Source organism: Limnobacter sp., assembly GCF_036846585.1.
Taxonomy (GTDB): Bacteria; Pseudomonadota; Gammaproteobacteria; order Burkholderiales; family Burkholderiaceae_B; genus Limnobacter.
Window position 1 is genome coordinate 1 of sequence record NZ_DAIUBR010000011.1, and the last position, 25,642, is coordinate 25,642.

General features: G+C 53.5%; 25 protein-coding genes. 14 read left to right on the forward strand and 11 right to left on the reverse strand.

Annotation, left to right across the window (positions count from 1 at the left end):
* Both V7028_RS06865 and V7028_RS06870 read right to left on the reverse strand, forming a co-directional pair.
* Nucleotides 1-1,553: isoleucine--tRNA ligase (locus V7028_RS06865; protein ID WP_334119348.1), on the reverse strand; the 1,553-nt coding region annotated here is incomplete at its 3' end.
* 6 nt (nt 1,554-1,559) lie between these two features.
* Nucleotides 1,560-2,516 (reverse strand): bifunctional riboflavin kinase/FAD synthetase, encoded by a 957-nt coding sequence (locus tag V7028_RS06870; RefSeq protein WP_334119349.1) that lies wholly within the window; start codon nt 2,514-2,516, stop codon nt 1,560-1,562.
* 104 nt (nt 2,517-2,620) lie between these two features.
* Here V7028_RS06870 and purN point away from each other — a divergent pair, with 104 nt between their 5' ends.
* The 3 genes from purN (at nt 2,621) to V7028_RS06885 (ending at nt 5,949) form a co-directional block, all read left to right on the forward strand.
* On the forward strand, nt 2,621-3,262 hold the full coding sequence (gene purN / locus V7028_RS06875; RefSeq protein WP_334119350.1) for a phosphoribosylglycinamide formyltransferase: 642 nt from the start codon (nt 2,621-2,623) through the stop codon (nt 3,260-3,262).
* Nucleotides 3,263-3,276: 14 nt separating this feature from the next.
* Nucleotides 3,277-4,623, forward strand: a complete 1,347-nt coding sequence (locus tag V7028_RS06880) for an RsmB/NOP family class I SAM-dependent RNA methyltransferase (protein ID WP_334119351.1) — start codon at nt 3,277-3,279, stop codon at nt 4,621-4,623.
* A 132-nt stretch (nt 4,624-4,755) separates the two neighbouring features.
* On the forward strand, nt 4,756-5,949 hold the full coding sequence (locus V7028_RS06885) for a DesA family fatty acid desaturase (protein WP_334119352.1): 1,194 nt from the start codon (nt 4,756-4,758) through the stop codon (nt 5,947-5,949).
* A 339-nt stretch (nt 5,950-6,288) separates the two neighbouring features.
* Here V7028_RS06885 and rpmG read toward each other — a convergent pair whose 3' ends face one another.
* The 4 genes from rpmG to gloA form a co-directional block, all read right to left on the reverse strand.
* Nucleotides 6,289-6,456, reverse strand: coding sequence for a 50S ribosomal protein L33 (gene rpmG, locus V7028_RS06890; RefSeq protein ID WP_008253405.1), 168 nt, complete (start codon nt 6,454-6,456; stop codon nt 6,289-6,291).
* 13 nt (nt 6,457-6,469) lie between these two features.
* Nucleotides 6,470-6,703: a 50S ribosomal protein L28 gene (rpmB, locus tag V7028_RS06895; protein ID WP_008253404.1), complete on the reverse strand. Its 234-nt coding sequence runs from the start codon at nt 6,701-6,703 to the stop codon at nt 6,470-6,472.
* A 136-nt stretch (nt 6,704-6,839) separates the two neighbouring features.
* Nucleotides 6,840-7,562: a RadC family protein gene (radC, locus tag V7028_RS06900; RefSeq protein ID WP_334119353.1), complete on the reverse strand. Its 723-nt coding sequence runs from the start codon at nt 7,560-7,562 to the stop codon at nt 6,840-6,842.
* 34 nt (nt 7,563-7,596) lie between these two features.
* A complete protein-coding gene (gene gloA, locus V7028_RS06905; RefSeq protein WP_334119354.1) occupies nt 7,597-8,139 on the reverse strand; it encodes a lactoylglutathione lyase in 543 nt (180 codons plus the stop codon).
* A gap of 207 nt (nt 8,140-8,346) precedes the next feature.
* Between gloA and V7028_RS06910 the strand changes: the two genes are divergently transcribed.
* The 4 genes from V7028_RS06910 to V7028_RS06925 all read left to right on the forward strand — a co-directional run bounded on the left by V7028_RS06910 (nt 8,347) and on the right by V7028_RS06925 (nt 11,568).
* Complete coding sequence (locus V7028_RS06910; protein WP_334119355.1) at nt 8,347-8,811, forward strand: FKBP-type peptidyl-prolyl cis-trans isomerase; 465 nt, start codon at nt 8,347-8,349, stop codon at nt 8,809-8,811.
* Nucleotides 8,812-8,818: 7 nt separating this feature from the next.
* Nucleotides 8,819-9,751, forward strand: coding sequence for a 4-hydroxy-3-methylbut-2-enyl diphosphate reductase (gene ispH / locus V7028_RS06915; RefSeq protein ID WP_334119356.1), 933 nt, complete (start codon nt 8,819-8,821; stop codon nt 9,749-9,751).
* A gap of 132 nt (nt 9,752-9,883) precedes the next feature.
* Nucleotides 9,884-10,360 (forward strand): DUF6795 domain-containing protein, encoded by a 477-nt coding sequence (locus V7028_RS06920; RefSeq protein WP_334119357.1) that lies wholly within the window; start codon nt 9,884-9,886, stop codon nt 10,358-10,360.
* Nucleotides 10,357-11,568: a lipase family protein gene (locus tag V7028_RS06925; RefSeq protein ID WP_334119358.1), complete on the forward strand. Its 1,212-nt coding sequence runs from the start codon at nt 10,357-10,359 to the stop codon at nt 11,566-11,568. The genes V7028_RS06920 and V7028_RS06925 overlap by 4 nt, the downstream gene beginning before the upstream one ends.
* Here the strand turns inward: V7028_RS06925 and V7028_RS06930 are convergent, their stop codons facing one another.
* Nucleotides 11,569-12,876 carry a hemolysin family protein gene (locus tag V7028_RS06930; RefSeq protein ID WP_334119359.1) on the reverse strand — a complete coding sequence of 436 codons (1,308 nt, stop codon included), beginning with the start codon at nt 12,874-12,876 and terminating at the stop codon, nt 11,569-11,571.
* A 155-nt stretch (nt 12,877-13,031) separates the two neighbouring features.
* Between V7028_RS06930 and trhO the strand changes: the two genes are divergently transcribed.
* The 5 genes from trhO (at nt 13,032) to V7028_RS06955 (ending at nt 18,509) form a co-directional block, all read left to right on the forward strand.
* Complete coding sequence (gene trhO / locus V7028_RS06935; protein ID WP_334119360.1) at nt 13,032-14,012, forward strand: oxygen-dependent tRNA uridine(34) hydroxylase TrhO; 981 nt, start codon at nt 13,032-13,034, stop codon at nt 14,010-14,012.
* A gap of 5 nt (nt 14,013-14,017) precedes the next feature.
* Nucleotides 14,018-14,707, forward strand: a complete 690-nt coding sequence (locus V7028_RS06940; RefSeq protein WP_334119361.1) for a glutathione S-transferase — start codon at nt 14,018-14,020, stop codon at nt 14,705-14,707.
* Nucleotides 14,708-14,834: 127 nt separating this feature from the next.
* Nucleotides 14,835-16,286 (forward strand): 3-oxoacyl-ACP reductase, encoded by a 1,452-nt coding sequence (locus V7028_RS06945; protein WP_334119362.1) that lies wholly within the window; start codon nt 14,835-14,837, stop codon nt 16,284-16,286.
* A 47-nt stretch (nt 16,287-16,333) separates the two neighbouring features.
* Nucleotides 16,334-17,614, forward strand: a complete 1,281-nt coding sequence (locus V7028_RS06950) for an acetyl-CoA C-acetyltransferase (RefSeq protein ID WP_334119363.1) — start codon at nt 16,334-16,336, stop codon at nt 17,612-17,614.
* 4 nt (nt 17,615-17,618) lie between these two features.
* Nucleotides 17,619-18,509, forward strand: a complete 891-nt coding sequence (locus tag V7028_RS06955) for a MaoC/PaaZ C-terminal domain-containing protein (RefSeq protein WP_334119364.1) — start codon at nt 17,619-17,621, stop codon at nt 18,507-18,509.
* Between the two features lie 165 nt (nt 18,510-18,674).
* On the opposite strand, the gene V7028_RS06960 is transcribed toward V7028_RS06955, so the two are convergent.
* Entirely contained in the window at nt 18,675-19,244 is a 570-nt protein-coding gene (locus V7028_RS06960; RefSeq protein WP_334119365.1) for a TetR/AcrR family transcriptional regulator, read from the reverse strand.
* A 219-nt stretch (nt 19,245-19,463) separates the two neighbouring features.
* A complete protein-coding gene (locus V7028_RS06965; protein WP_334119366.1) occupies nt 19,464-20,498 on the reverse strand; it encodes an extracellular solute-binding protein in 1,035 nt (344 codons plus the stop codon).
* Between the two features lie 186 nt (nt 20,499-20,684).
* Between V7028_RS06965 and V7028_RS06970 the strand changes: the two genes are divergently transcribed.
* A complete protein-coding gene (locus V7028_RS06970; protein ID WP_334119367.1) occupies nt 20,685-22,586 on the forward strand; it encodes a propionate--CoA ligase in 1,902 nt (633 codons plus the stop codon).
* Between the two features lie 94 nt (nt 22,587-22,680).
* A complete protein-coding gene (locus tag V7028_RS06975) occupies nt 22,681-23,484 on the forward strand; it encodes a M48 family metalloprotease (RefSeq protein WP_334119368.1) in 804 nt (267 codons plus the stop codon).
* An 11-nt stretch (nt 23,485-23,495) separates the two neighbouring features.
* On the opposite strand, the gene V7028_RS06980 is transcribed toward V7028_RS06975, so the two are convergent.
* Entirely contained in the window at nt 23,496-25,016 is a 1,521-nt protein-coding gene (locus V7028_RS06980) for a fumarate hydratase (protein WP_334119369.1), read from the reverse strand.
* Between the two features lie 42 nt (nt 25,017-25,058).
* Nucleotides 25,059-25,595, reverse strand: a complete 537-nt coding sequence (locus V7028_RS06985) for a TIGR00645 family protein (RefSeq protein WP_334119370.1) — start codon at nt 25,593-25,595, stop codon at nt 25,059-25,061.
* Nucleotides 25,596-25,642: the final 47 nt, after the last annotated feature.

Here is a 25,642-nt window from a genome sequence, read left to right on the forward strand (position 1 = left end):
TGTTGCCAGGCCTCAATGCCTTTTTTCTCGATCATCTGGGCAATGGTCTCGATCAGTTCAGGCGTGCGTGGGTGCAGTTCGCCAGTTTCGCGGTGAACCAGAAATGCCATGGGCACGCCCCATTGGCGCTGGCGCGACAGGGTCCAGTCTGGGCGGTTTGCGATCATGGCGTGCAGCCGCGCCTTGCCCCATGCTGGGAAAAATTCGGTGGCTTCCACGCCGGCCAGTGCTTTTTCGCGCAGGCTGCCGGAACCGTCGTTGGATTGAACGTCCATGCCTGCGAACCACTGCGATGTGGCGCGGTAAATGATGGGGGTTTTGTGGCGCCAGCAGTGCATGTAGCTGTGGCCAAATTTAACCTGTTTGATAAGCGCGCCCACTTCGAGCATTTTTTCAACAATCAGCGGATTGGCCTTCCAAATGTGCAGCCCACCGAAGAAGGGCAGGGAATCAGCGTACACACCATTGCCCGTCACCGGGTTGATGATGTCGGCGTCTTTTAAGCCATACGCTTTGCTGGTCAAAAAGTCGTCCACGCCGTAGGCAGGTGAGCAATGCACAATGCCTGTGCCCGTGTCGGTGCTGACATAATCTGCCAAATACACAGGGCTTAACCGGTCGTAAAACGGGTGGTGAAATGCGATGCCTTGCAGGGTTGCACCCTTGGTGGTGGCAATCTCAGTGCCTTCCAGTTCGTAGCTGTCAAGGCAAGGCTTCACACGTTCCTGCGCCAGCAGCAGGAATTTGCTGCCCACATCCACCAGGCTGTACACCAGTTCCGGGTGCATGTTCAGCGCCTGGTTGGCGGGCAGGGTCCACGGTGTTGTGGTCCAGATCACCAGTTGACCGGGTTTGGCCTGCAAGGTGGCCAACGGCACATTGAATGCGGTGGCCAATTTCCCTAGGTTTGCTTCGTTGAACGCAAAGCCCACATCAACCGCGATGTCTTGCTTGTCTTTGTATTCCACTTCGGCTTCAGCCAAAGCGGAGCCGCAATCGAAACACCAGTTCACCGGTTTCAGCCCACGGAACACATAGCCCTTCTCCATGATTTTGCCCAAGGCGCGAAGTTCGTCCGCTTCATTGCCAAAGTTCATGGTTTTGTAAGGGTTCTCCCAATCCGCCAGCACGCCCAGGCGAATGAAGTCTTTTTTCTGGCGTTCAATTTGCTCGGCGGCGTAGGCGCGGCTTTTTTCCTGAACTTCCAGTGTGGGCTTGCCCTTGCCATGGGTTTTTTCAATTTGAATTTCAATGGGCATGCCATGGCAGTCCCAACCCGGTACATAACGTGCATCGTAACCAGCCAGGCAGCGGCACTTCACAATGATGTCTTTCAGGATCTTGTTGACCGCATGGCCAATGTGAATGTCGCCGTTCGCATAGGGTGGGCCATCGTGCAGCACAAATTTTGGTTTGCCCGCTTTTGCATTGCGAATGGCTTGGTACAAGTCTTCCTTGCACCACTTCTCAACCCAGTTGGGTTCACGCGCGGGCAGGTTGCCGCGCATCGGAAAGGGTGTATCTGGCAGGTTCAGTGTGTTCTTGTAATCCATGTCGGGTTAACAGCCTGTATTTGAAATCCGGGGTTTGTTGGCGGCCAGCAGGGCCATGGCTTTGTCGGTGTCCTTGTGCATCTGGGTCACCATGAGGTCGAGCGAATCGAAGTGTTGTTCCGGGCGAATGTGCGCCAACACTTCGATGCGCAGCAACTTGCCATACGCATTGCCTTGCCAGTCTGGAATAAATGTTTCCAGCAAAATTTGATCTGAATGTTCTACCGTGGGGCGTACGCCCATGCTGGCCACGGCGGGTAATGGAGTTTCTTCAATTCCATGCACCCAGACGGCCAGAATACCGGTCAGTGCGCTGGCTCGACCTGGGATTCGCAGGTTCATGGTGGGAAAGCCCAGCGTGCGGCCCAGTTTTTTGCCGTGGACAATGTGGCCAGAATACACCAAGGGGTGACCCAGCATGTCGGTGGCGCGGGGCACATCACCCGCCTTCAATGCCTCTCGAATATTGGAGCTGGAAACCCGTGCGCCATTTCGTTGCACCTCGGCCAGGTCGTTGACCACAAAACCATGTGCATCGCCCAAGGCTTTCAGCAAGGTGAAGTCGCCTGCGCGTTTTGCACCAAAGCGGAAGTCGTCGCCCACCCACACCTGTTTGGCATTGAGCTGGTTCAACAGCACTTCCTGCACAAAGGCCTGCGGGCTGAGTGCGGCCATGGCGTTGTCAAAGGGCAGAACGCACACTTGTTCAATGCCGCAGCGCTTCATTTCAATGATTCGATCCCGCAGGGTGGAAATTCGGTCTAGCTTGAAGCTGGAACTGAAAAATTCCTTGGGGTGCGGGTGCAGCGTAACCACCGTGGGTACCAAACCTTGCGCGTGCGCAGCGGCCACCACGCGGCGGAACAACTCGGCATGGCCGGAGTGAACGCCGTCGAAGTTTCCAATGGTGAGCGCAGTGCCCTTGGCAAATGTATGTGGCCGGGGGCGGCGAATGATTTTCATACCGAGTGTGTCGGCTCTTGAGCGGTTGCAAAACAACCGACCATTATAAGGCCTGAATGGTGAAAAATAGGGCTTTTTTGCCCGCACAGTGATAAACTCGCGCCATGCAAAATTCCACACCTTCCGTCGTCATTTTGATCTCGGGGCGGGGTTCAAACTTGAATGCCCTGATCAATCACGCCAAACAGACCGGGGCCTACCAAATTCGTGCAGTCATCTCCAACCGCCCAGCAGCGGCTGGCCTGGCTTTGGCGCAATCGGCCGGGCTGGATACAGCCGTTCTTGATCACACTGAATATGCAAGCCGCGAGGCCTTTGATGCCGCGTTGGCCGGTTTGATCGACCAGTATCAGCCTGATTGGGTTGTGCTGGCTGGTTTCATGCGGGTGCTGACTGAAAGTTTTGTGAACCGCTATTTGGGGCGTTTGGTGAACATTCACCCTTCGCTGTTGCCTGCGTTTCCTGGCCTTAGAACCCATCAGCAGGCCCTGGATGCAGGTGTGCGTGTGCATGGCGTTACCGTGCACCTGGTGACCCCCGCTCTGGACCATGGCCCCATTGTGGATCAAGCCATGCTAAGGGTGTTGCCGGGCGACACAGCAGAAACACTCGCTGCGCGCGTGCTTGAACTGGAGCATCAAATTTATCCCCGTGCTTTGTCGGCTTTGGCCAGCGGGCGAATTAAAACAGTGAATGGAAGGCTGGAAGGTACTTTGACCTTGCCTTTGGTTCATGCAATTCAATAATCAGGATATTCAATATGGCCGGGTCAACTAAAAACACCCCTTTTCGCAAACCAAGCAACCGTCGCGACAGCAAGGTAGAGCGCCAGGGCGCGCAATCCCGCTATGGCCTGGTCAGCACGGTGGCGCAATTGATCGACCTGCTGGCACAGTTTGAGGGCCCCGCCGACGCCGCAATTTCCCGTTTTTTCAAGGATCACCCGGAATTGGGTGGGCGTGACCGCCCAATGGTGGCCGAGGCTGTGTATTGCTGGCTGCGCTATCGCTATCGAATCAACCACTTGGCGCAGGCTGGCGAAGGCCCTTCCGTGGTGCGTCAGGCCAAATTGGCCCTGCTGTGGTCGGGTGCGCCCGAGCAAATCTGGTCTGCTGGCAAGCAGGCTGACAATGAATGGCTAAGCCGTGTAATCAACATTTCCGCTGATGACCTGGGTGTTGAAGCCCGCACCTGTTTGCCGGAGTGGTTTTACACCAGGTTGGCCGAGCAGTTTGGGCAGGCGCGTGCAGAAACCTTTTCGCAGGCAGTGCTTAGTGCCGCCCCACTTGATTTGCGGGTGAACACCGTTAAAACCAGTGTTGTCGACTTGTTGGCCGCGCTGACGAACATGGGTGTTCAAGTGAACCCGATTGAAGGCCTGCCCGAAGGCTTGCGCGCAGTGGGCAAGCCCATTGTTGGCAAAACCGAGATTTTTCAGGAAGGCTATTTTGAGGTGCAGGACGCCGGTAGCCAGTGGGTAAGCCGCTTGGTGGCACCGCGCCGTGGCGATTTGGTCGTTGACTTTTGTGCGGGCGCTGGTGGCAAAACCCTGGCGATTGGTGCGCAGATGAAGAACACAGGCCGCATTGTTGCGCTGGATACATCAGAAAAGCGTTTGGTGAAGTTCAAGCCCCGTGCGGCCCGCTCGGGTTTGAGCAACTTCTACACCATGGTGATCAACGACGAAACTGACCCGCGCCTGAACAAGTATTTCGGCAAAGCCGACCGTGTGGTAACCGATGTGCCGTGCAGTGGCATGGGAACCTTAAGGCGTAACCCGGATCTTAAGTTTAGACAGAACTTACAGAGTCTGTCAGAATTGACCGCGAAGCAAAAATCCATCATCGAGCATGCAGCCAAATTGGTGAAGCCCGATGGTCGGCTTGTTTACATCACTTGCAGTGTTCTTCGCGATGAAAATGAAGACATTGTCAATGCGTTCCTGGAAAGTCACCCGGAATTCCGGCTTCGCCGCTGGACCGAAGTGTTGAACCCCGGAGAACGGCCTGTCAAGGCGAACACGACTGACGACATGCTTCGATTGTGGCCGGAAGATGGTGAATCCGACGGCTTTTTTGCAGCAGTGTTACAACGTTCCAAAGCCTGAACTGAATATAAATTCCAAATGTGTTCCGGCTTTAAAAGTACACTTGTACACTGAAAATATGATGCGGCTCCTTCAGAAGCAAATTGAGACGGCCGTAACCTTTGTAATACGACCTGTTGAGAGTTGGTGAATATGATTGAATTTTTAACCTCGGGAATTACTGGCGCAAGCATTGGCCAAATGGTGATTTACACCCTGATTGTGACCCACATCACCATTGTGGCCGTAACTGTGTACCTGCACCGTTGCCAGGCTCACCGTGCTCTGGAAGTACACCCTGCGCTGGCACACTTCTTCCGCGCCTGGCTGTGGTTGACTACCGGCATGAGCACCCGCGCATGGGCTGCGATTCACCGCAAGCACCACGCCAAGTGTGAAACACCTGATGACCCGCACAGCCCACAAACCCGTGGTTTGAAAACCGTATTCTGGCGCGGTGCGGAATTGTATCGCTCGGAATCCAAAAATGCGGAAACCCTGGCCAAGTACAGCCACGGCACGCCCAGCGATTGGCTGGAATTTCAGGTGTACGAGCGTTTCCCGTGGCAGGGTGTTGGTTTTACCCTGGTGCTTAGTTTTATACTGTTTGGTTTTCCTGGTGTAAGTATTTGGGCCATTCAAATGTTGTGGATTCCCGTGCTGGCCGCAGGTGTCATCAACGGCATTGGCCACTACTGGGGCTACCGCAATTACGATTGTCCCGATGCAAGCCGCAATATTTCACCCATCGGCATTTTGATCGGTGGTGAGGAACTACACAACAACCACCACACCCATGCCACGTCGGCCAAGCTGAGTTCCAAGTGGTATGAGTTTGACATTGGCTGGGTGTACATCAAGATGTTCAGCTTCCTTGGTTTGGCCAAGGTGAAGAAGGTTGCAGAGTCGCCCAAGTTTTCATCTGAAAGCAATCCAGTGCTTAGCCTGGCGACAGTTCAGGCAGTGGTGAATCATCGGTACGACGTGATGGCGCGTTATGCCAGTTCGATGCGCAAGGCCTTCCGTTCTGAAGCTGCAGCATTGAAGCAAAAAGCGGTCAATGCACAAGAACTTCAAGTGCTGTCCAAGGGCACCAAGCTGTTGTCGATCGATGAAAGCAAGTTGTGTGATGTGCAGCGTGCCGAGTTGGCTCAGTTGTGTGCGCAATCCAAGATGATCAATACGCTGGTTGAAATGCGTGCTGAGCTTCGTCAGATTTGGGAAAAAACCAACTTGAGCCGAGAGCAAATGTTGGTTCAGCTTCAAGCCTGGTGCGAACGTGCTGAGCAAAGCGGCATTCGCTGGCTGGAAGAGATGTCGATTCGGATCCGTCGCTACGCGGCTTGATATTTGCGATGTGTTGGTTTAAGAAAGCCGCTGGTGAAAACCAGCGGCTTTTTTGTTTTGGCATCAGCGCTTTGATTGGTTCGGGTGCTATATCACCTTGCAAATCCGGCAAGGCGATGGGGCACCCAAACCTTCCGCGCAGAATGCCAACTTGCGCCGGGGTATGACTGATGGCTTAATTCGCGCCGAAGCCGCAAGCCACTAGGCCGTTTTCAGCATGCGACTTCGCGAATGCAAGGGGGGTGTGCCTTTCGTCATAACGGCAAACGAGCAGCCAACAAAAAACCCGCTCTGAATTTCAGTAGCGGGTTTTTTGTAGAAACAGCGAAAGTAAATGAATTACTTCAGCTTGGTTTCTTTGTATGACACATGCTTACGAACCACTGGATCGTATTTCATGATTTCAATTTTCTCGGGCTTCGTGCGCTTGTTTTTGGTCGTTGTGTAGAAATGACCAGTACCAGCAGAAGATTCGAGTTTGATTTTTTCGCGACCACCTTTAGCCATGATTTACTCCTGCTTAGATTTCGCCACGTGCACGAAGATCGGCCAAAACAGCATCAATGCCGTTTTTGTCGATAGTGCGCAGGGCGTTATTAGTTAGACGCAGGCGAACCCAGCGGTTTTCGCTTTCAACCCAGAACTTGCGTGACTGCAAGTTAGGCAGGAAACGACGTTTTGTTTTGTTGTTGGCGTGGGAAACTTTGTTTCCAACCATCGGGCGCTTACCCGTTACTTGACATACGCGAGCCATGATGACCCCAAAAAATTCAGCAAATTAGTGTATCTGCAAAACCACACGGCATGAATTGAAAAGCCATGGATTTGCGGCGAAGTCCAAGATTGTAACCAATTACTATTCTTTTGCCCAGCCTTTTTTGCGGAAAAAATCAAAAAGGTGGGCGATTGTTGAGTCGATATGAATACCCGCAGCTGGGGCCAACCACCAAATGGTCCACCAATTCTATATCAACCAGTGCCAAGGCTGAGCAAAGCTCGCGGGTCAGGCGATCGTCGGCGCTGCTGGGCGTGCAACAACCGCTGGGGTGGTTGTGGGCCACCATGATGCGCGGGGCATTGTTGTGTATGGCAAATTTCAGCACTTCACGCGGAAAAACGGCGGTTTTGTTCACAGTGCCGCTGGACAGCACCTTGTGGTCCAGCACTTTCAATTGGCTGTCCAGGGCAATTGCCAGAAAGTTTTCAACGTCGCTCAGGCCTATTTGAGCCCGCACAAACTGCTCAAACAGGTCGGGGTTGCCAAGTAAATTGGGCTTTTCCTGTAATTCATGGCTTAAACAACGTTTGGCCATTTCCAGGCAGGCGCGCAGTTGGGCGTATTTGGCTTCGCCAAGACCCCGAATTTGAACCCATTCAGCCAGTGACACGCGGTTCAGGTTTTGAAGGCCACCGAACTGGTTGATCATTTCCCGGGCCAAATCCACTGCGCTTTTGCCGGGCAGGCCTGTGCGCAGGAAAATAGCCAGCAATTCGGCATCGGAAAGTGCCTGTGCGCCCTGTTTGATAAGTCGCTCGCGGGGGCGGTCATGTTTGGGCCAGCTTTGAATGCTCATGGAATAAACCTGAAAGCCACTGAGTGGCTTTCGTGCCAAGCGAGTTCCTTGGCTCGGGCGTGCTGGCGCCTTCTTATGCGGGCTTGCCCAGGTTGTGCAGCAGTGATGGCTGCACGATTTCGATCCAGTATCCGTCCGGGTCTTTGATGAAGGCAACGTTTTTCATGTTGCCCTGTTCCGGGCGCTTCACGTAAGGGACCTGGTTTTCATCGAACCAGCGGATTGCAGCGGGCAGGTCAGGCACCGAAAAGCAGATATGGCCAAAGCCCTGTGGCTGCTGGTTCCCGTCGTGGTACTGGAATTCCGGATCGGTTTCTGTGCCCCAGTTGTGCGTAAGTTCCAGAATGCCTTGCTGACTGAAGGTCCATGCGGTTCGCTCGCCCTGGTCTTCCGGCACCGGGTTGCGTTTGTCCGTTCGTGCAAGAAAATACAGTGAAAATTTCATTTCCGGAAAGTCGAGCTTGCGCAGGGCGCGCATGCCCATGACACGTGTGTAAAAATCGAGCGACACGGCAGGGTCCTTCACGCGCAACATGGTGTGGTTGAGCACAAAGCCACGCGTGGCGTTCGGCACTTCTGTGTGTACGCCGGGGTGATTCTCTGAATTAAATGCCATTAACGGGAACTCCTTTCTTGAATAGTCGATCAATCGCGGGGTGCTGGCCATTGCCCAATGGACGCATTGTGTGTGCTCTGTCAGCGCCTTGCAATGTTAAACATCCTGTTGTGCAGCGTCGATGACCGTGACTGACGCTGTGGGATGCTGACCGACGTGCAAAGGCGTAGAATAGAGCCGTTTTTGAAATGATTTCAGGATGTTGAAATGAGCGATGCAGTACAGCCCAAGCCCGTGGTGAACGAATCTTCATTCGTGACGCTGCATTACCGAATTCGCTTGGCTGAAAGCCAGCAAGTGATAGTGTCCACGTTTGAGGACAAACCCGCCACGCTGTCGATTGGTGCCGGCCAGTTGGCCGAAGGACTTGAGCGTTGCCTGTTTGGCATGCAGGCGGGCCAGCGAGACATGTTCACGCTGCCGGCCGGTAGCGGCTACGGCGACACCAATCCCGATTTGTACCGCCCGGTCAGCAAGGCTTTGCTGTCGAAGTACGCCGAAGAGGGCACCACGTTTGAGCCGGGTGAGTTCGTGCATTTCCCCGCGCCCGATGGCGGCCAGTTTGCAGGCACCGTGGTGGAAGAGCGTGAAGACGATATTTTGTTTGACTTTAACCACCCCCTGGCTGGCAAGGCGCTGACCTTTGAAGTTCAATTGATCGGGGTGTTGTGAGGTGAGTATGGAAATCAGTTTGGCCCAACCGCGAGGGTTTTGTGCTGGTGTTGACCGCGCCATTGAAATTGTGGAACGCGCGCTGCAGCAGTTTGGTTCGCCCATTTATGTGAAGCACGAAATTGTTCACAACAAAACGGTGGTTGAAGACTTGCGCAACAAGGGCGCAATTTTTGTGGATGAACTGGAAGATGTGCCCACCGGTTCCACGGTGGTGTTTTCCGCCCATGGTGTGTCGCAAGATGTGCGCGCACAAGCCGAAGGTCTTGGATTGAAGGTGTTTGATGCCACATGCCCGTTGGTGACCAAGGTGCATGTCGAGGTCAGCAAAATGCGTGCGCAGGGTTGCGAAATCATCATGATTGGCCACACGGGCCACCCCGAGGTGGAAGGCACCATGGGGCAGGTGAAAGACGGTATTTACTTGGTGGAAACCGAAGACGATGTGACCAAGCTGGACATTGCAGCGGGCACGCAACTGGCTTTTGTTACCCAAACTACCTTGAGCGTGGATGATGCTTCAAAAGTGATTGCGGCGCTGAAAGCAAAATTTCCTGACATTCGTGAACCGAAAAAAGCGGACATTTGCTACGCCACGCAAAACCGGCAGGATGCCGTGAAATTCATGGCCCGCCAAGTGGATTTGGTGTTGGTGGTGGGTAGCCCCAGCAGCTCAAATTCGAACCGTTTGCGCGAAGTGGCCGAGAAGCTGGGTGTTCCTGCCAAGTTGATTGAGAACGCAGACAGCCTGGAGCGAAACTGGTTTGAAGGTGTAAAGCACATTGGTTTGACTGCGGGTGCCTCAGCGCCTGAACACCTGGTTCAAGGCGTGGTGAAGCGCTTGAAAGACTGGGGTGCCTTGTCGGTGCGCAATATGGAGGGGGTGGAAGAAAACATTGCCTTTCCGATGCCCAAAGGCCTCACGGGCGTTATTCAGTAAGTAGTCATATTGACAGGTTCAACAAAGCCTCACCCAATAGTTAACTCTATGGGGTGGGGCTTTGCATTTCTGGGACTGTTTCAGACATAGTGCATCGTTTCGACTCGGATCGCATGTCGCGAGCATCACGAAATGCAAGCTGTCAGAAATCACGTCATCATGTATTTGCTGGCATTCATTCCTTTCATTCATTCATGTGCCATGGCAACTGAAAAAGTCCTTTTGTGGCCTGCAATCGAAGGTCAAATATTGAATTCAGGCAAGCCTGTTTCTGATCTTGAATTAATCCAAACCCTTTATTGGAATTACGAAGAAAACAAGGCACCCCCACGCGTGTTGACGGTGAAAACCGACGAAAACGGACGCTTTGTTTTCCCGAAAATTACCGGGGAAATAAGCACCGGATTTTTGACGAGGCTTTTTTACCAGCCGGGGATCGTTATGGAAATTGGTGCTGAGTTCCAAGGAAAAAGCTACAGCGTTGATATATCGGGAAGTTCCAGTCACTTGAAGCTGCCAGAGTCAACCCGGGTTTTAAAGTGTGATCTACAAAATTCCAGGCTCTTCGAAGGTACCTTGTTGGTCGAATGCGAGAGGATACAGCCATGATGATTCTTTCGCCATTTGAGGTGTATTTTTTGGCGGCCTCGGTGTATCAAATACGCGTGCAATCGCAACCTGCGATGCAACGTTTGTATGAAAAGCGGAGTAATGTCCAGTTCCCCGGCATCAAAGCCCCCTTCGATCCAGTCACCTTGAACGCCTTCAAAGGTCGAACCGGTGTTCGGTTCACCCCGCAATCGCTTCAGTTTTTAACTGCATCCACTGGTTTTGGGTTTTTGGCCAGGCAGCAAAGCCTGGGTGCAAGCGAATATGTGTTGGTTACGCGTGGCACCGACATTGCTCCTGACTGGCTGAGCAACCTGAATGTGGGCGTTGCCATGGGGCCAAGCAGCAAGTTGGTTCACGCTGGTTTTAACGACACGTTCAATTCATATCGAACCCAGTTGGATACCCTGCTTCGGCAGGTGGGGCCACCACCGGCGGTTATTCACTGTGTAGGCCACAGTTTGGGCGGTGCCTTGGCCAACCTGAATGCGGCCTTGTTGCATGAACGGGGTTACAGGGTTTGCCTGTACACCTTGGGAGCACCACGGGTAGGGCATTACCCTTTTGCCCAAGACCTTGAATCGAAATTGAAAGGCCGCGTGTATCGGGTTGCCAACCGGTTTGACCCGGTGGCCATGATCCCGGTGTTTCCATACTGCCATGCAGCGGTGAAAGACGACACCTACATTACGCACGCAGGCGGAAACCTGATCAATTTCGAGGCCCATTCCACCGACCCGAACAAGCCGGGGTATGCCGTGCCTATGAATCATCCGAATAAAACCTGGGCGGATATAAAGCAGCCCATGGTCAGGGTTGGTGCGTTCAATGAAACGCTGGACGATTCAATCAAGATTCTTGGTGCCGGTCTATTGTTCAGTGGTCAGTTGTTGGTGTTGATTGGTCAGGCCATTTATAAGCTGTGCAGCAAAATTTCGCAGACCGCGTTGCTGACCACACAGCGATTCTTCGACGGCTGTGCCGAGGCGATGGATCGATTGGCTGAAATGCTGATGGTGTGTGCAACCCAGTCTTTCATCCTGAAAGAAGAGGCCAAGGCGGTTGTTGGGGCGATCATGAAGTTTTTGGGTCGCGGTGGCAGTGTGGTTGCGGATCAATTGACTGTGGCTGTGGTGCGCTGGGCGTTGAGCCAGTTGACCACAGAGCTTCGAGCCAAGGCCACTTTGGCGATTACGCGAAGGTATTGATTAAGCAATGCTGGGTTTTGATGGGTTGGGGGTGGCGAGCACTTGGTCCACCCTGTTTCTGTCCACGTCCACCACTTCAAACTGCCAGTTGTTCCAGTCGAATTTTTCAGTTTTTTTCGGAATTCGACCCAGCGAGGCCAACACAAACCCACCCACGGTGTGAAAGTTGCCCAAGTCTTCTTGGGGCAGATCGCGAATTCCCAGTTTTGTTTTCATTTCATCAATAGGCAGCAGGCCGTCGAGCAACCAAGAGCCGTCTTCACGTTTCACGGCCAATGCTTCTTCGGGTGTGTCCATCATGGGCATCATGTCGCCCACCACGCTGGAAAGTACGTCGTCAATGGTCACAATGCCTTCGGTCATGCCGAATTCGCTGACCACAAACGCAAAGGTATTTTTTTGCTGCCGGAAGGTGCGCAGCAGATCGACCAGCGTCAGTGATGCAGGAACGAACAGTGCATTTTGCAGGGGGATTTCTGCGAAGTCGATGTCGCCTTCCATGGCGGCCTGCAAAATGTCGTGGCTTTCTGCCACGCCTATCACCTGCTGCAAACTGCCTTTGCAAATGGGTAGCATGGAATGCGGCGCTTCACGCAGCAAACGCAGGTTGTCTTCGCGCGGGGCATGCAAATCAAGGTAGGCAATGTCGCTGACTGGGGTCATGACCGAGGCCAGGCGGCGGTCCTCAAGGCGCAGCACATTGCTCATCAAGTGGCGTTCTTCGGGGGCCAGCATGCCGGTTTTGGCACCTTCATCGAGAAAGGCCTGAATTTCTTCAATGGTGCTGACAGCTGGGGCTGCCTTGAACGGGATGAAGCTGAGTACCAGGTCGGAACCTTTGGATAACATTGCGATGGCCGGGCTGAGCACCTTCAGGAAAATCGACATGAAGGGTGCGCAAAACGCAGCCACCACCTCTGGGTTGGCAATGGCCAAACGCTTGGGCACAATTTCACCGAAAATGATGGAGAAGCCCGTGACCAAGGCGATGGTCACGGTGAAAGAAATGGCATCGGCCCATTCAGTCAATGTCGGGATGTACAGGTCGATATAGTGCTGGAAGGTCGCGCTGAGTGCTGACTCCCCATAAATACCCATCAACAGCGCTGCGGCGGTAATGCCGGTTTGCGTGGCAGCTAGCAGGCGGCTGGGGTTGGCCATGATTTGCAGGGCAATTGTTGCTTTGGGGTTGCCTGCGTCGGCCATGGCTTGCAGTTTGGACTTTCGGCTGGATGCAAGGGCCATTTCCGAGAGTGCGAAGAAACCGGAAACCAGAATCAGAAGGACCAAAATCCAGAAGGCATTCATGCTGAGTTTTCTTTTTGTTGGTGTTGCTGCCGCAATGGCGGCTTATGCATTCAGTTTACCAAAGGCTGTGGTGCTTTGGGTTTTTGGGTGGATTGGGCAAAACCCGGTGCTCGGTTACAATAGCAGGCTAAGTTTATTTTTTAGAAAGAATTGCCATGGCGATGACCGAAAACACCATTCCACAATCCGATGACATCGTGGTTGCGGCCCTGTACAAGTTTGTCAGCTTGCCCGATTTCGAGGAGGTCAAGCCCCGGCTTGAGGCTGTGTGCACCCAAAACGGAGTTTTGGGCACCTTGTTGCTGGCCAAAGAGGGCATCAACGGCACGGTGAGTGCACCGCGCGAAGGTATTGTGGCGTTGATGAAGTTCTTGTGGAGCGACGCCCGCTTTGCGGCCTTGTCGCCCAAATATTCCATCGCGCCTGAGCAGGCTTTTACACGCATGAAGGTGAAGTTAAAGCGTGAAATTGTGACCATGGGCAAAGACGGTATTGACCCCAATCGCCTGGTTGGCCGCTATGTCAAGCCTTCGGACTGGAACGCGTTGATTCAAGACCCGGATACTTTGGTGATCGACACACGCAACAACTACGAGTACGCCATTGGTACCTTTGAAGGTGCTGTTGACCCTGCCACCACCACGTTCCGCGAATTTCCGGAGTGGGTAGAAAAGAATTTGAAAAACCTGCCGGCAGACAAGCGACCCAAAAAAATTGCGATGTTCTGCACTGGGGGTATTCGCTGCGAAAAGTCCACGGCCTACATGCTGGAGCAGGGGTTTGATGCGGTGTATCACCTTGAAGGCGGTATTTTGAAATACCTGGAAGAAGTGCCGGAAGAGCAAAGCCTGTGGAAAGGCGAATGCTTTGTGTTTGACCAGCGGGTTTCAGTCACCCATGGTTTGCAGGTGGGGCATTACGACCTTTGCCACGCATGCCGCATGCCAATTACCGACGAAGAAAAGCAAAGCGAGAAATACATTCAGGGCGTGGGGTGCCCGCATTGCTATGACTCGTTAACTGAAGATCAGAAGCGGCGTTTTGGCGAGCGCCAGAAGCAGATCCAACTGGCCAAAATGCGCAATGAAAAACACATTGGCCGAAAAATGCCAGCAAAAGAAACGCATGTGGAGTAACTGAGTTGGATCACCAGCTTGGCTTGCCGGTGCTGTACACCTTTCGCCGTTGCCCCTATGCCATGCGCGCGCGCCTGGCGATTGTTGCTGCGGGTGTCAAGGTGGAGGTGCGTGAACTGGTGCTGCGAGCCAAGCCTGCGCACATGCTGGAAATTTCACCGAAGGGCACTGTGCCTGTGTTGTGGTTGCCCGATGGTACGGTGATTGACGAAAGTCTGGATGTGATGCGCTGGGCGGTGGCGCAGAATTTTCCGGCCGACTGGTTGACGCTGAATGCCGGGCAGCAGCAACAGCGCGATGAATGGATTGCGCTGCTGGACGGCGAATTCAAACGCAACCTGGACCGTTACAAATACCCTCACCGCTACCATGTAAAAACCGACACTGAAACCTATACCTGTGACCCGCTTGAACACCGCGCCGTGTGCGAGAAAATTCTGGTGCAATGGAATGCGGTGCTTGAACAGCAAGGCCTGTACCTGTTTGGTAATAAACCCAGCTTTGCCGACTACGCGATTTTGCCTTTTGTTCGCCAGTTTCGAATTGCCGACGAGGCATGGTTTGATGCCGAACCCGGTTTCGATGCGCTGAAAAACTGGTTGGACACATTTCTGGAATCGGATCTGCTGGAGCAAACCATGGTGAAGTTAACTCCTTGGCGACCCGGCGATGCGCCACTGACCTTTCCGGGTTAGAGAAAGCCCTCTACGATTTTCGGTCGAAGTTTCTATACACTCCAAAGTTACGCAACAGTAACATTGTCTTGCTGGGCTATGCTTAGCCCTGAAAAAAGACATTCCCCCCATAAGAAGGACGAGACACATGGCCGACAAGATTCTTGAATTTGTTCACACCTCCACAGGTAAGCAAATTGCCGCCGCACTGGGCCTGCCCGTGCCCCCCATGCTCAAGCGCGCGAAAGCGGGCTACGTTGAAAAAGCACTGGCCAATGCCAACGCCTTGGTGGGCGCCGGTGCATTTGGCCCGGTGGCCGCTGCGGTGGTTAATGCATTGAATGCCATGGGTGCATCGATCAAGGTGTCCGCGGATTTGGCTGGCCTGGACGGCATCAAGCAAGCCGCTGCCAATGCCAAAGTAGACGTGAGCATTTCTCAAGCCGACAACGGCGTGCCCGAAAACGTGTATGTGCTCGACGTGACTGCCGCTGCCAATGTGGCCGACCTGCGCTTGTTGTACGACTTTTTCAACCCACGCCTGCGCAAAGTGCCATCGAATAGCCGCATTGTTGTAATTGGTCGCCCACGCGGTGATTGCAAAGACGCGTTGGCTGAAACTGCACAATCTTCATTGCCCGGTTTTATTCGCAGCCTTGCGAAAGAGGCTGGCAAAAATGGCACCACAGCCAATTTGATTCAAGTGAAAACCGGCGCTGAAAACAGCATTGAAGGCGCGTTGCGCTTTTTCCTGAGCCCCCATTCCGCATTTGTAACCGGCCAGGTATTGCCCGTGGTTGGTGCACCCAAGGGTGTAAAAGTTGCTGCGTTTTCTGAGAAGCCATTGACCGGCAAGCTGGCCGTTGTAACTGGTGCTGCACGCGGCATTGGTGCAGCAATTGCTGAGGTGCTTGCCCGTGAAGGCGCAACCGTGATTGGTGTAGACCGCCCTGCAGATGAAAGCACGCTGGGTGCCACCATGAGCAGCCTTGGCGGTATTGCCTGCCCGCTGGACATTACTGACGCCGACGCTGGCAAAAAGCTGGCCGCTGTGGCTGCAAAGGTTGAGGCCAACAGTGCGGCTAATAAAAGCGGCAAGATCGATATTATCGTGCACAACGCCGGTATTACCCGCGACAAGATGATGCGCAATATGGCTGCCCACCTATGGGACATGGTGCTGGACGTGAACCTGGGCGCGATTGTTCGTTGTAACGACCAATTACTTGCAGGCGATGCGTTTGGCGCGAATGCACGCATTGTGTGTATTTCATCCATCGGCGGAATCGCCGGTAACGCAGGCCAAACCAACTACGCAGCCACGAAAAGTGCCGTGATTGGTTACGTGGATGCCATGGCCAGGCAACTGGAAGGCAAGGGCATTTCAATCAACGCGATTGCACCTGGCTTTATCGAAACACAAATGACAGCGGCCATTCCCGTGGTAACCCGCGAAGTAGCCCGTCGTTTGTCCAGCCTGTCGCAAGGCGGTTTGCCAGTGGACATTGCTGAAGCGGTGACCTTCATGGCCAGCCCATTGGCTGCTGGTGTAAACGGTGCCACCTTGCGTGTGTGCGGACAAAACCTGGTGGGCGCGTAAACACGATTACGCTGCCTGCAACTAAAAAACTATTTGGAGAACACTCTATGAAACACGGTCGTCGCGTTGCCATTATTGGCGGTTCACGCATTCCATTTGCACGTTCAAACACAGCTTACATTGGCAAGTCTAACCAGGACATGCTGACTGCAGCATTCCGCGGTGTGGTCGATAAATTCCAGTTGCACGGTGAAGAACTGGGCGATGTGGTTGCCGGTGCTGTGGTGAAGCACAGCCGCGATTTTTCCCTGTGCCGTGAATCTGTACTGGGTTCTGGCTTGAGCCCGATGACCCCCGCATTCGACATTCAACAGGCCTGCGGCACTGGTCTGGAAGCGGCCATTGTGGTGGCCAATAAAATTGCCTTGGGTCAAATTGAAGTGGGCATGGCCGGTGGTGTAGACACTACCACCGATGCACCGATTGCGGTTAGCGAAGGCCTGCGCAAAATTTTGCTGGAAGCCAACCGCGCCCGCGACACCAAAGGCAAGCTGGCTGCCCTGTTGAAAATTCGCCCCAAGCACTTGGCACCGCTGCCACCTGCAAACGCCGAGCCACGCACAAAAATGAGCATGGGCGCACACTGTGAAGTAATGGCGCAAACCTGGGGTATTAAACGCGAAGATCAAGACGAACTGGCAGTAAGCAGCCACCTGAAAGCCGCCAAGGCGTACGAAGAAGGTTTCTTTGACGACCTGGTGGTGCCATTCAACGGTTTGACCCGCGACAACAACCTGCGTGCCGATTCCTCAGTGGAACGTTTGCAAGGTTTGCAGCCTGCGTTTGATCGCAAAAGCGGCAAGGGCACAATGACTGCCGGTAACTCCACGCCGCTGACAGACGGCGCTTCGGCCGTGTTGCTGGCTTCTGAAGACTGGGCCAAAGCGCGTGGCATTGAGCCACTGGCTTACCTCACATTCAGCGAGACAATTGGCGTTGATTTTGTTTCAGGCAAGGAAGGCTTGTTGATGGCCCCAGCCTACGCAGTGCCACGCATGCTGAAGAAAGCGGGTGTAAAGCTGCAAGACTTCGATTTCTATGAAATTCACGAAGCTTTTGCTGCACAGGTTCTGTGTACATTGAAGGCATGGGAAGACCCCAAGTTCTGCAAGGAAAAGTTGGGTCTGGATTCTGCTTTGGGTTCGATTGACCGCAGCAAGCTGAACGTGAAGGGCGGATCGCTGGCCGTGGGCCACCCATTTGCAGCCACTGGTGGTCGCATCATTGGCACACTGGCCAAGTTGTTGAATGAGAAAGGCAGCGGCAAGGGCTTGATCTCTATCTGTGCAGCCGGTGGTATTGGTGTAACTGCAATTATCGAGAAGTGAAATTATGAGCGTGAATGACACCCTGAAAGCAGCGGCGAAATTTTTCGAGCTGTCGGAGTTTCCAAATGGCAAGGCGCTGTTGCTGAAGGCTGCCACCACGTCCAATAAAAAGCCAAAACCCGACACACAGGCTGCACGCCTGGGTGCCCGGGTAAAGAAAGTGTTCATCGATCGTGAGTGGGTACGAAAGTACAACGCGGTGTGTGGCTTCAAGGAAGACGACATTTCCCTGACCGCCCCACAGGTGGTGGCCTCGCCCCTGCACATGTTTTTGCTAAGCCGCCCGGAACACCCCATGCCGATGTTGGGCATGGTTCACCTGCACAATTCCATTGATTGCATCAAGCCGCTGGAATATGGCACAACCTACGACGTGTTGGTGAGGGTGGGTGAAACCCGCAGTATTTCGCTGGGTTTGGAGTTTGATGTGCACACACAGTTTTTGGTGGGCGAGGAAGTGCACTGGAGCAGTGTGATGACTATTTTGTGCCGGGTGAAGGGTATGCCAAAGCCCTCTGTAAAGTCTGTACCTGCTGAGCCATTGAGTGCGTTGGGGGCACGGTATGTTGCCGTGAAAGTGCCTGAAAACCAGGGGCGCAAGTACGCCAGGGTGTCAAACGATTACAACCCGATTCATCTGTATGCACAAACCGCGAAGATGTTCGGTTTTAGGCAGGCGATTGTGCATGGCATGTGGACTGCAGCGAAAACCTTGAGCATTGTTGAAGCCGGTTTGGGTTCGCGTGCACGCAAGTTTGATTTGTCGTTCAAGCAGCCGGTATTTTTGCCTTCAGGTATTGCTGTGAAGCATGTGACGGCTGCTGGTGCTTCGAAGTTTGAAGTGCTGGCGGAACGTGATTCGAAAGTGCTGATGGTGGGAAGTATCGAAGCTTGACGTGTTTGGTGGCTGATTGCATTTGCATTGGTTCGGATTGCAGCGCGCCCCTCGCTGCAGATCATGCCGGGCGACTTGATCTTGAATCGGCAGAATGATGTAACGCCGCTGCAAACCTTCACCGCACCATCAACTCCACCCGCGACTTCGAAAATGCCAGATAAGTTATCGCTCAGAAAGCCCTGGCATTAAACTGGTTTCGATCAGCTTCTGCATGTCGCGAATCGGAATGTCCGGGTGTTGAATCCACCACCGCGCGCCCGCTTCAACAGCCCCCACCATGATGTTGGCCAAGGCGACCGCCTGAATTCCTGCTTTGTCGCCATTTTTGGCTTTTGAGGGGTCGTTCAGTTCTTCAATGGTTTTGGCTGAGGCTTCAATGAAACTGTTTCTGAAAAACGCCACCTTTTCACCGACCGGGCCAACACTTGTCAATGCCTCGTTGTACAACACGGACCAACCGTCGCGGTGACGCTCCACAAAGGTCAGAAAGCTGTGCATGATCATTTTCAGGCGTTCTTTGGGATCCGGGTTTTCCATCAACAGGCTCAGGCCCGACATCAGGTGATTGCCCACCTGCGTAATGGTGGCCAGGTAAAGCGCGTCTTTTGAGCCGAAATAGCGGTACAGCAGTGGTTTGGTCACGCCAGCACCTTCGGCAATCTGCTCCATGCTGGTGGAGTGAAAACCGTGACGAGAGAAGACAGAGCCCGCGACCTCAAGGATCTGGATCATCCTTTGTTCTTTCGGCACTTTGCGGGTACCCAGTTTTTTCGTCTCCGAACCCTGAGCCATGGTTTTGTTTTTGTTGTTTGCTTTTTTCACCAATTTACTTGTCAGTTACATAGATTTCTGAAGTGTAACAAGCTTCTTTCATGTTTGTGAACAAAAAAGGCCTCACAAAAAATGTGAGGCCTTTTTGATAGTTGCCTGTCAGCAAATTACAGGATGGGTTTACTTGTAGCCCACTCGGTCCATGATTTGTTGGGAAAGCGCGGTGTTGGCAGCCAGTGTTTTGGCAGGGGTAACGTCTTGCTTGAAAGGGCCGAGCGAATCAAGCGCCGGGTTGTTTACTTTCACGCCAGGTACAGTTGGCCATTCATTGTTGCCGTTGGCAAAGTATTTCTGGGCAGAATCGCTTGCCAGGTATTCAAGAAACTTCACCGCACTTTCGCGGTTCGGTGCGTACTTGGCCACAGCCGCGCCGGACACGTTCATGTGTGTACCGTAGTTGCTTTGGTTGGGCCAGATGAAACCCACTTTTGAAACCACTTCCTTGTCTTCGGCTTTCTCGGATTTCAGCAGGCGAACCCAGTAATAACTGTTGGTCAATGCCACACCACATTCACCGGATGCAACCGCGCGAATCTGGTCGGTGTCGCCGCCTTTGGGGCTGCGTGCCATGTTGTCAACCACGCCCTTGGCCCAGCTTTCGGCGCCTTTCTCGCCCAGGTGGCTGATCATGCTGCTCATCAATGACAACATGTAGGGGTGTGAACCTGTGCGTGTGCACACTTTGCCTTTCAGTGCAGGCTTGGCCAGGTCTTCGTAGTTTTGGGCCAGTTTGGGGTCGATGTTTGCCTTGCTGTACACGATCACGCGGCTGCGTGAAGAAAATGCGTGCCAAAGACCGTTTTCACCAGTGAACTGCGCCGGAATTTTTTCGGCCAGAGTTTTTGATTTGACAGGTTGAAACAGACCCTGTTCCTGCGCCGCGGCCAGGCGTGCAGCATCAACCAGCAGCACCACGTCGGCAGGGCTGCGGGCACCTTCACTGCGCATGCGTTCCAGCAAGGCTTCGTCTTTCAGTTCAAGGCGCTTGACTTCAATACCAGTTTGTTTTGTGAACTCCTGGTACATCAATTCATCGCCAGCGTAATGGCGTGCTGAGTAAATGTTGATGGATTTGTCGGCAGCCTGTGCGGCTGCGCTGAAACCCAGCGTGCCAGCAACAGACAGAACCAGCAATCTCTTGAAAGTGTTGTTCATGATGTTCGGACTTTCCTGAAGGTGAGTGTTGTGAATTAACTCGATTAGTCTATCAAATAGTAATCATTTATGTAACAAGAAGTGTTCTCGTTTAAGAATAATTTTTCGGTAAAGTCAGAGTGCCGTAAGCGCGAGTTCCTACATTGGGTCTAACCAGAACAAGGAGACAGTGCTGTGGGTGAGCAAATGAAATACCAATCCAGAGGGGCCTATCAGGACCTGTACGATGAATCAATTCGAAACCCCAAGGGTTTCTGGGCTCGTCAGGCCGATTTGATTCATTGGCACAAACCCTTCGACAAGGTGCTGGATGATTCCAAACCACCGTTTGCTGCCTGGTATGTGGGTGGCCAAACCAACCTTTGCTACAACGCGGTGGACCGCCACCTTGACCAGTTGGGCGACAAGCCCGCGTTGATCTATGTGTCCACTGAAGTGAATCAGGAGAAAACTTACACCTTTCGCCAACTTCACCAGGAAGTGCAAATTGCTGCTGCCATGTTGCAGAAGATGGGGGTGAAGAAGGGCGATCGTGTGTTGATTTACATGCCCATGATCCCCGAAGCCACGTTTGCCATGTTGGCCTGTGCCCGAATCGGTGCCATTCACTCTGTGGTGTTTGGCGGGTTTGCATCGCACAGCCTGGCCTCGCGAATTGACGATGCAAAACCCAAAGTAATTGTGTCGGCCGATGCTGGTTCGCGTGCGGGCAAAGTGGTGGCTTACAAACCCTTGCTGGACGAGGCGATCAACAAAGCCAGCCACAAGCCCGCCAATGTGTTGATGGTGAATCGCGGCTTGGTGGCTTTTGATCAGGTCAATGGGCGCGATCAGGATTACGCCGCCTTGCGCAAGGAACTGGCCAACGCCAAAGTGCCTGTAACCTGGTTGCAGGCCACAGACACCAGCTACATTCTTTACACCAGTGGCACAACGGGCAAACCCAAGGGCGTTCAGCGCGATGTAGGTGGGTACACGGTGGCTTTGGCTGCGTCGATGAAATACATTTTCATGGGCGAAGCGGGCAAAACATTTTTCGCCACCAGCGACATTGGCTGGGTGGTGGGCCACAGCTACATCGTTTACGGCCCCTTGGTGGCAGGTATGGCCACGGTGATGTATGAAGGTTTGCCCATTCGCCCGGATGCCGGTATTTGGTGGAAGATTGTTCAGGATTACAAGGTGTCGGTGCTGTTTTCCGCACCCACGGCGGTGCGTGTGCTGAAGAAGCAAGACCCGGCCTATTTGAGCAAGTACGATTTAAGTTCGCTCAAGGCCTTGTTCCTTGCTGGCGAGCCGCTGGATGAAACCACCTCGCAGTGGATTTCTGATGCGATTGGCAAACCGATTGTCGACAATTACTGGCAGACCGAAACAGGCTGGCCAATTCTGGCTGTGCAGCGGGGCATTGAAGAAATGCCCGGCAAGCTGGGCAGCCCCGGTGTGCCTGTGTTTGGTTTTAACGTGAATGTGTTGAGTGAAGACACCGCACAACCTTGCAAGGTGAACGAAAAGGGAGTGGTGGCCATTGAAGGGCCGCTGCCACCGGGTTGCATGCAAACGGTGTGGGGTGACGATGAACGGTTTGTGAAAACCTACTGGTCCAGCTTCAAAACACGGCAGGTGTATTCCACTTTTGATTGGGGTATTCGGGATGAAGATGGTTATTTCTTCATACTTGGGCGCACCGACGACGTGATCAATGTGGCCGGGCACCGTTTGGGCACGCGTGAAATTGAAGAGAGCATTTCTTCCCACGCCTCAGTGGCCGAAGTGGCGGTGGTGGGTGTGGCGGATCAAGTGAAGGGGCAAGTGGCCGTGGCGTTTGCAATTTTGAAATCGGCCGATGCACTGGATGCAGCACAATCCAAAACGCTGGAAGCCGAGATCATGAAAGTGGTGGATGGGCAGTTGGGTGCGGTGGCCCGGCCCGCGCGTGTTTATTTCGTGAATGTGTTACCCAAAACCCGTTCAGGCAAACTGTTGCGCAGGTCCATTCAGGCCGTGTGCGAGGGGCGAGATCCCGGCGACATGACCACCATTGAAGACCCGACTGCATTGGAGCAGATCAAGGCGTCCATGAATTAAACTGGCGCGGAAAGCGGGCTTTGTTCCCGCTTGTGTCTGCGTGGCGAGTGGGCACAATGTTGTTTTGGGATGCCTTTTCAGCGAGGGTTTTTAAATGGCGAACCATTCCCCTTCACCATTGCCCCCAAGCGGGCCTTCTGCGCGTGAACTTGAAGTGCTCAAGCTCAGCGTGTTATTTGACAATCATTTTTTCGAAGGTGTTCCCACGCAGGTTCACTTCACGCAAAACACTGACATGGTGGGTACGTGGATTGACGAACAGGGCGCGGCCAATTTGAGTGTTGGGCTGGATCGGATCCAGTTCATGTCAAGCGAACAACTGGCATTTTTAATTGCGCACGAGTACGGCCATCTTGTGCTGAAACACCCGGATAAAACCACTGAAATTCAACAACAGTACGGTGTAAATTCCGCGTACGACGAGTTTCTTCTGTCGTTTGACATGAAACGCGAGTATTCAAAGCTGATGCGGGAAATGGAATTGCAAGCTGATTTGTTTGGCGCCGAGCTGGTGTTGGGGTTGGGGCACGACCCCGTGTTGGGTGCTTCGTTTTTGCTGGGCGAAACCAAAAGCATTCAGCACCCGGAAGGGACGTTGCGGATTGCCAAAATCAAGTCGAAACAGAACACGCTTGAAGCCGAGGATTTTTCAGTGACCATTGGTGGCCTGGCTGTACAGCTTGGTGATGCGGAGGTGTTGGCCTCGTTGATTCCGGCCGAGGGTGTTTCGTTCGAGGCCACTGATTTGACCGTGAAAGCGGCTGTTGAGTTCTGGCCAGAACCGGTGGACAAAAACCCCGGTGACACCCTGTATGGATTCGAAGTGTCAGCCCTTCTGACCGTGGCCATACTGGCTTGTGCGCTGCCAAGGTGGTGGCGCAAAGCCAGTGTGGGCTGAGGTTTCTTTTCTTATTCCACGCTGACCGGAATTTTTCCGATCTTCGCTTGCCATTCTTTTGGCCCGGTGTTGTGCACTGAAATGCCGGTGCTGTCCACTGCGACAGTAACAGGCATGTCCTTGATCTCGAACTCGTAGATCGCTTCCATGCCCAGGTCTTCAAAGCCAACCACTTTCGCGTTGACTATCGCCTTGGACACCAGGTAAGCCGCTCCACCCACAGCCATCAGGTAGGCTGATTTGTTGTCGCGAATGGCTTCAATGGCCAAAGGGCCGCGCTCGGCTTTGCCGATCATGGCGATCAGTCCGGTTTTCTCAAGCATCATGCGTGTGAATTTGTCCATGCGGGTGGCGGTGGTGGGGCCTGCAGGGCCTACCGCTTCATCGCGAACCGGGTCAACGGGACCGACGTAATAAATTACGCGATTGGTGAAATCCACGGGCAACTTCTCGCCTTTTTGCAGCATGTCTGCAATGCGTTTGTGGGCGGCGTCACGGCCGGTCAACATTTTGCCATTCAGCAACAGGGTTTGGCCGGGTTTCCAGCTGGCCACTTCCTCAGGGGTAAGGGTGTCCAGGTTCACGCGCTTGCTTTTCTCGGTGTTGGCTTTCCAGCTGACTTGCGGCCAGTCTTCAAGATTGGGTGCTTGCAGCTTGGCGGGGCCGTCGCCGTGCAAATGAAAATGCACGTGGCGAGTGGCTGCACAGTTGGGGATCATCGCGATGGGCAGCGAGGCCGCATGGGTTGGGTAGTCCATGATCTTGACGTCCAGCACGGTGGTAAGCCCACCCAGGCCTTGTGCGCCAATGCCAAGCGCGTTGACTTTCTCGTAGAGCTCCAGGCGCAATTCTTCGGCGCGGTTGCTTGCTCCGCGTTCAATCAACTCAAAAATGTCGCAAGGCGCCATCAGGCTTTCCTTGGCCATCAACATGGCTTTTTCCGGTGTGCCCCCAATGCCAATGCCCAGAATGCCGGGTGGGCACCAACCTGCACCCATGGTGGGCAAGGTTTTCAGCACCCAGTCCACGATTGAATCGGATGGATTCAACATCACCATTTTGGCTTTGTTTTCAGAACCGCCTCCTTTGGCGGCACAAATTACTTCCACTCCGTCGCCGGGCACAATTTCATAGTGAATTACAGCGGGTGTGTTGTCTTTGCTGTTTTTGCGTGCGCCTGCGGGGTCAAGCAAAACGGATGCGCGCAGTTTGTTGTCCGGGTGCAGGTAGGCGCGGCGAACACCTTCGTTGACCATGTCGGAAACGCTCATGGTCGATTCCCAACGCACATTCATGCCTACTTTCAGAAACACCACTGAAATACCGGTGTCCTGGCAAATCGGGCGCTTGCCTTCGGCACACATGCGGCTGTTGGTCAGAATTTGAGCAATCGCGTCTTTTGCAGCTTCACTTTCCTCGCGCTCGTAGGCTTTGCCCAGCGCCTGGATGTAGTCCAGGGGATGGTAGTAGGATATGTACTGGAAGGCATCAGCGATGGAGGTAATGAAGTCCTCTTGCTTGATTGTGGTCATATGAACTGCTCCTGATCGATTGGGGGGGCGTAGCCAGTTATTTTAATGTTTTTTGGGACCGGCAGATTCATTGAGCAGTTTATCGCAGTACGCAATTGCCACGGCCGACAGCAAAAAGATCACATGAATCGATGCCTGCGCGATGATGGTTTTTTCATCGTACTGTTCAGCGTTGATGAATGTTTTCAGCAGGTGAATGGAGGAAATGCCGATGATCGCCATGGCCAGCTTCACTTTCAACACAGAGGCATTCACATGATCAAGCCACTCGGGTTGATCGGGATGGTTCTCCAGGTGCATGCGGCTTACAAAGGTTTCGTAGCCGCCCACGATCACCATGATCAACAGGTTGGAAATCATGACCACGTCGATCAGGCCCAACACCACGAGCATGATGCCGGCTTCATCCAGGGTGTGGTTGGTGGCGCCCGTGACCAGATGCCAAAGTTCGATCAGGAAGTGGTAAACGTACACGCCCTGCGCCACAATCAAACCGAGGTACAAGGGCAGTTGAAGCCATCGGCTCATGAAGATGAGGCGGGCGATGGGTGGGGGCGGGAGTTTTTTGTTTTGTTCCATTTTGTGACAAGTGTGCGGTGCAGCAATGGTTGATGAAGTAATGCCGG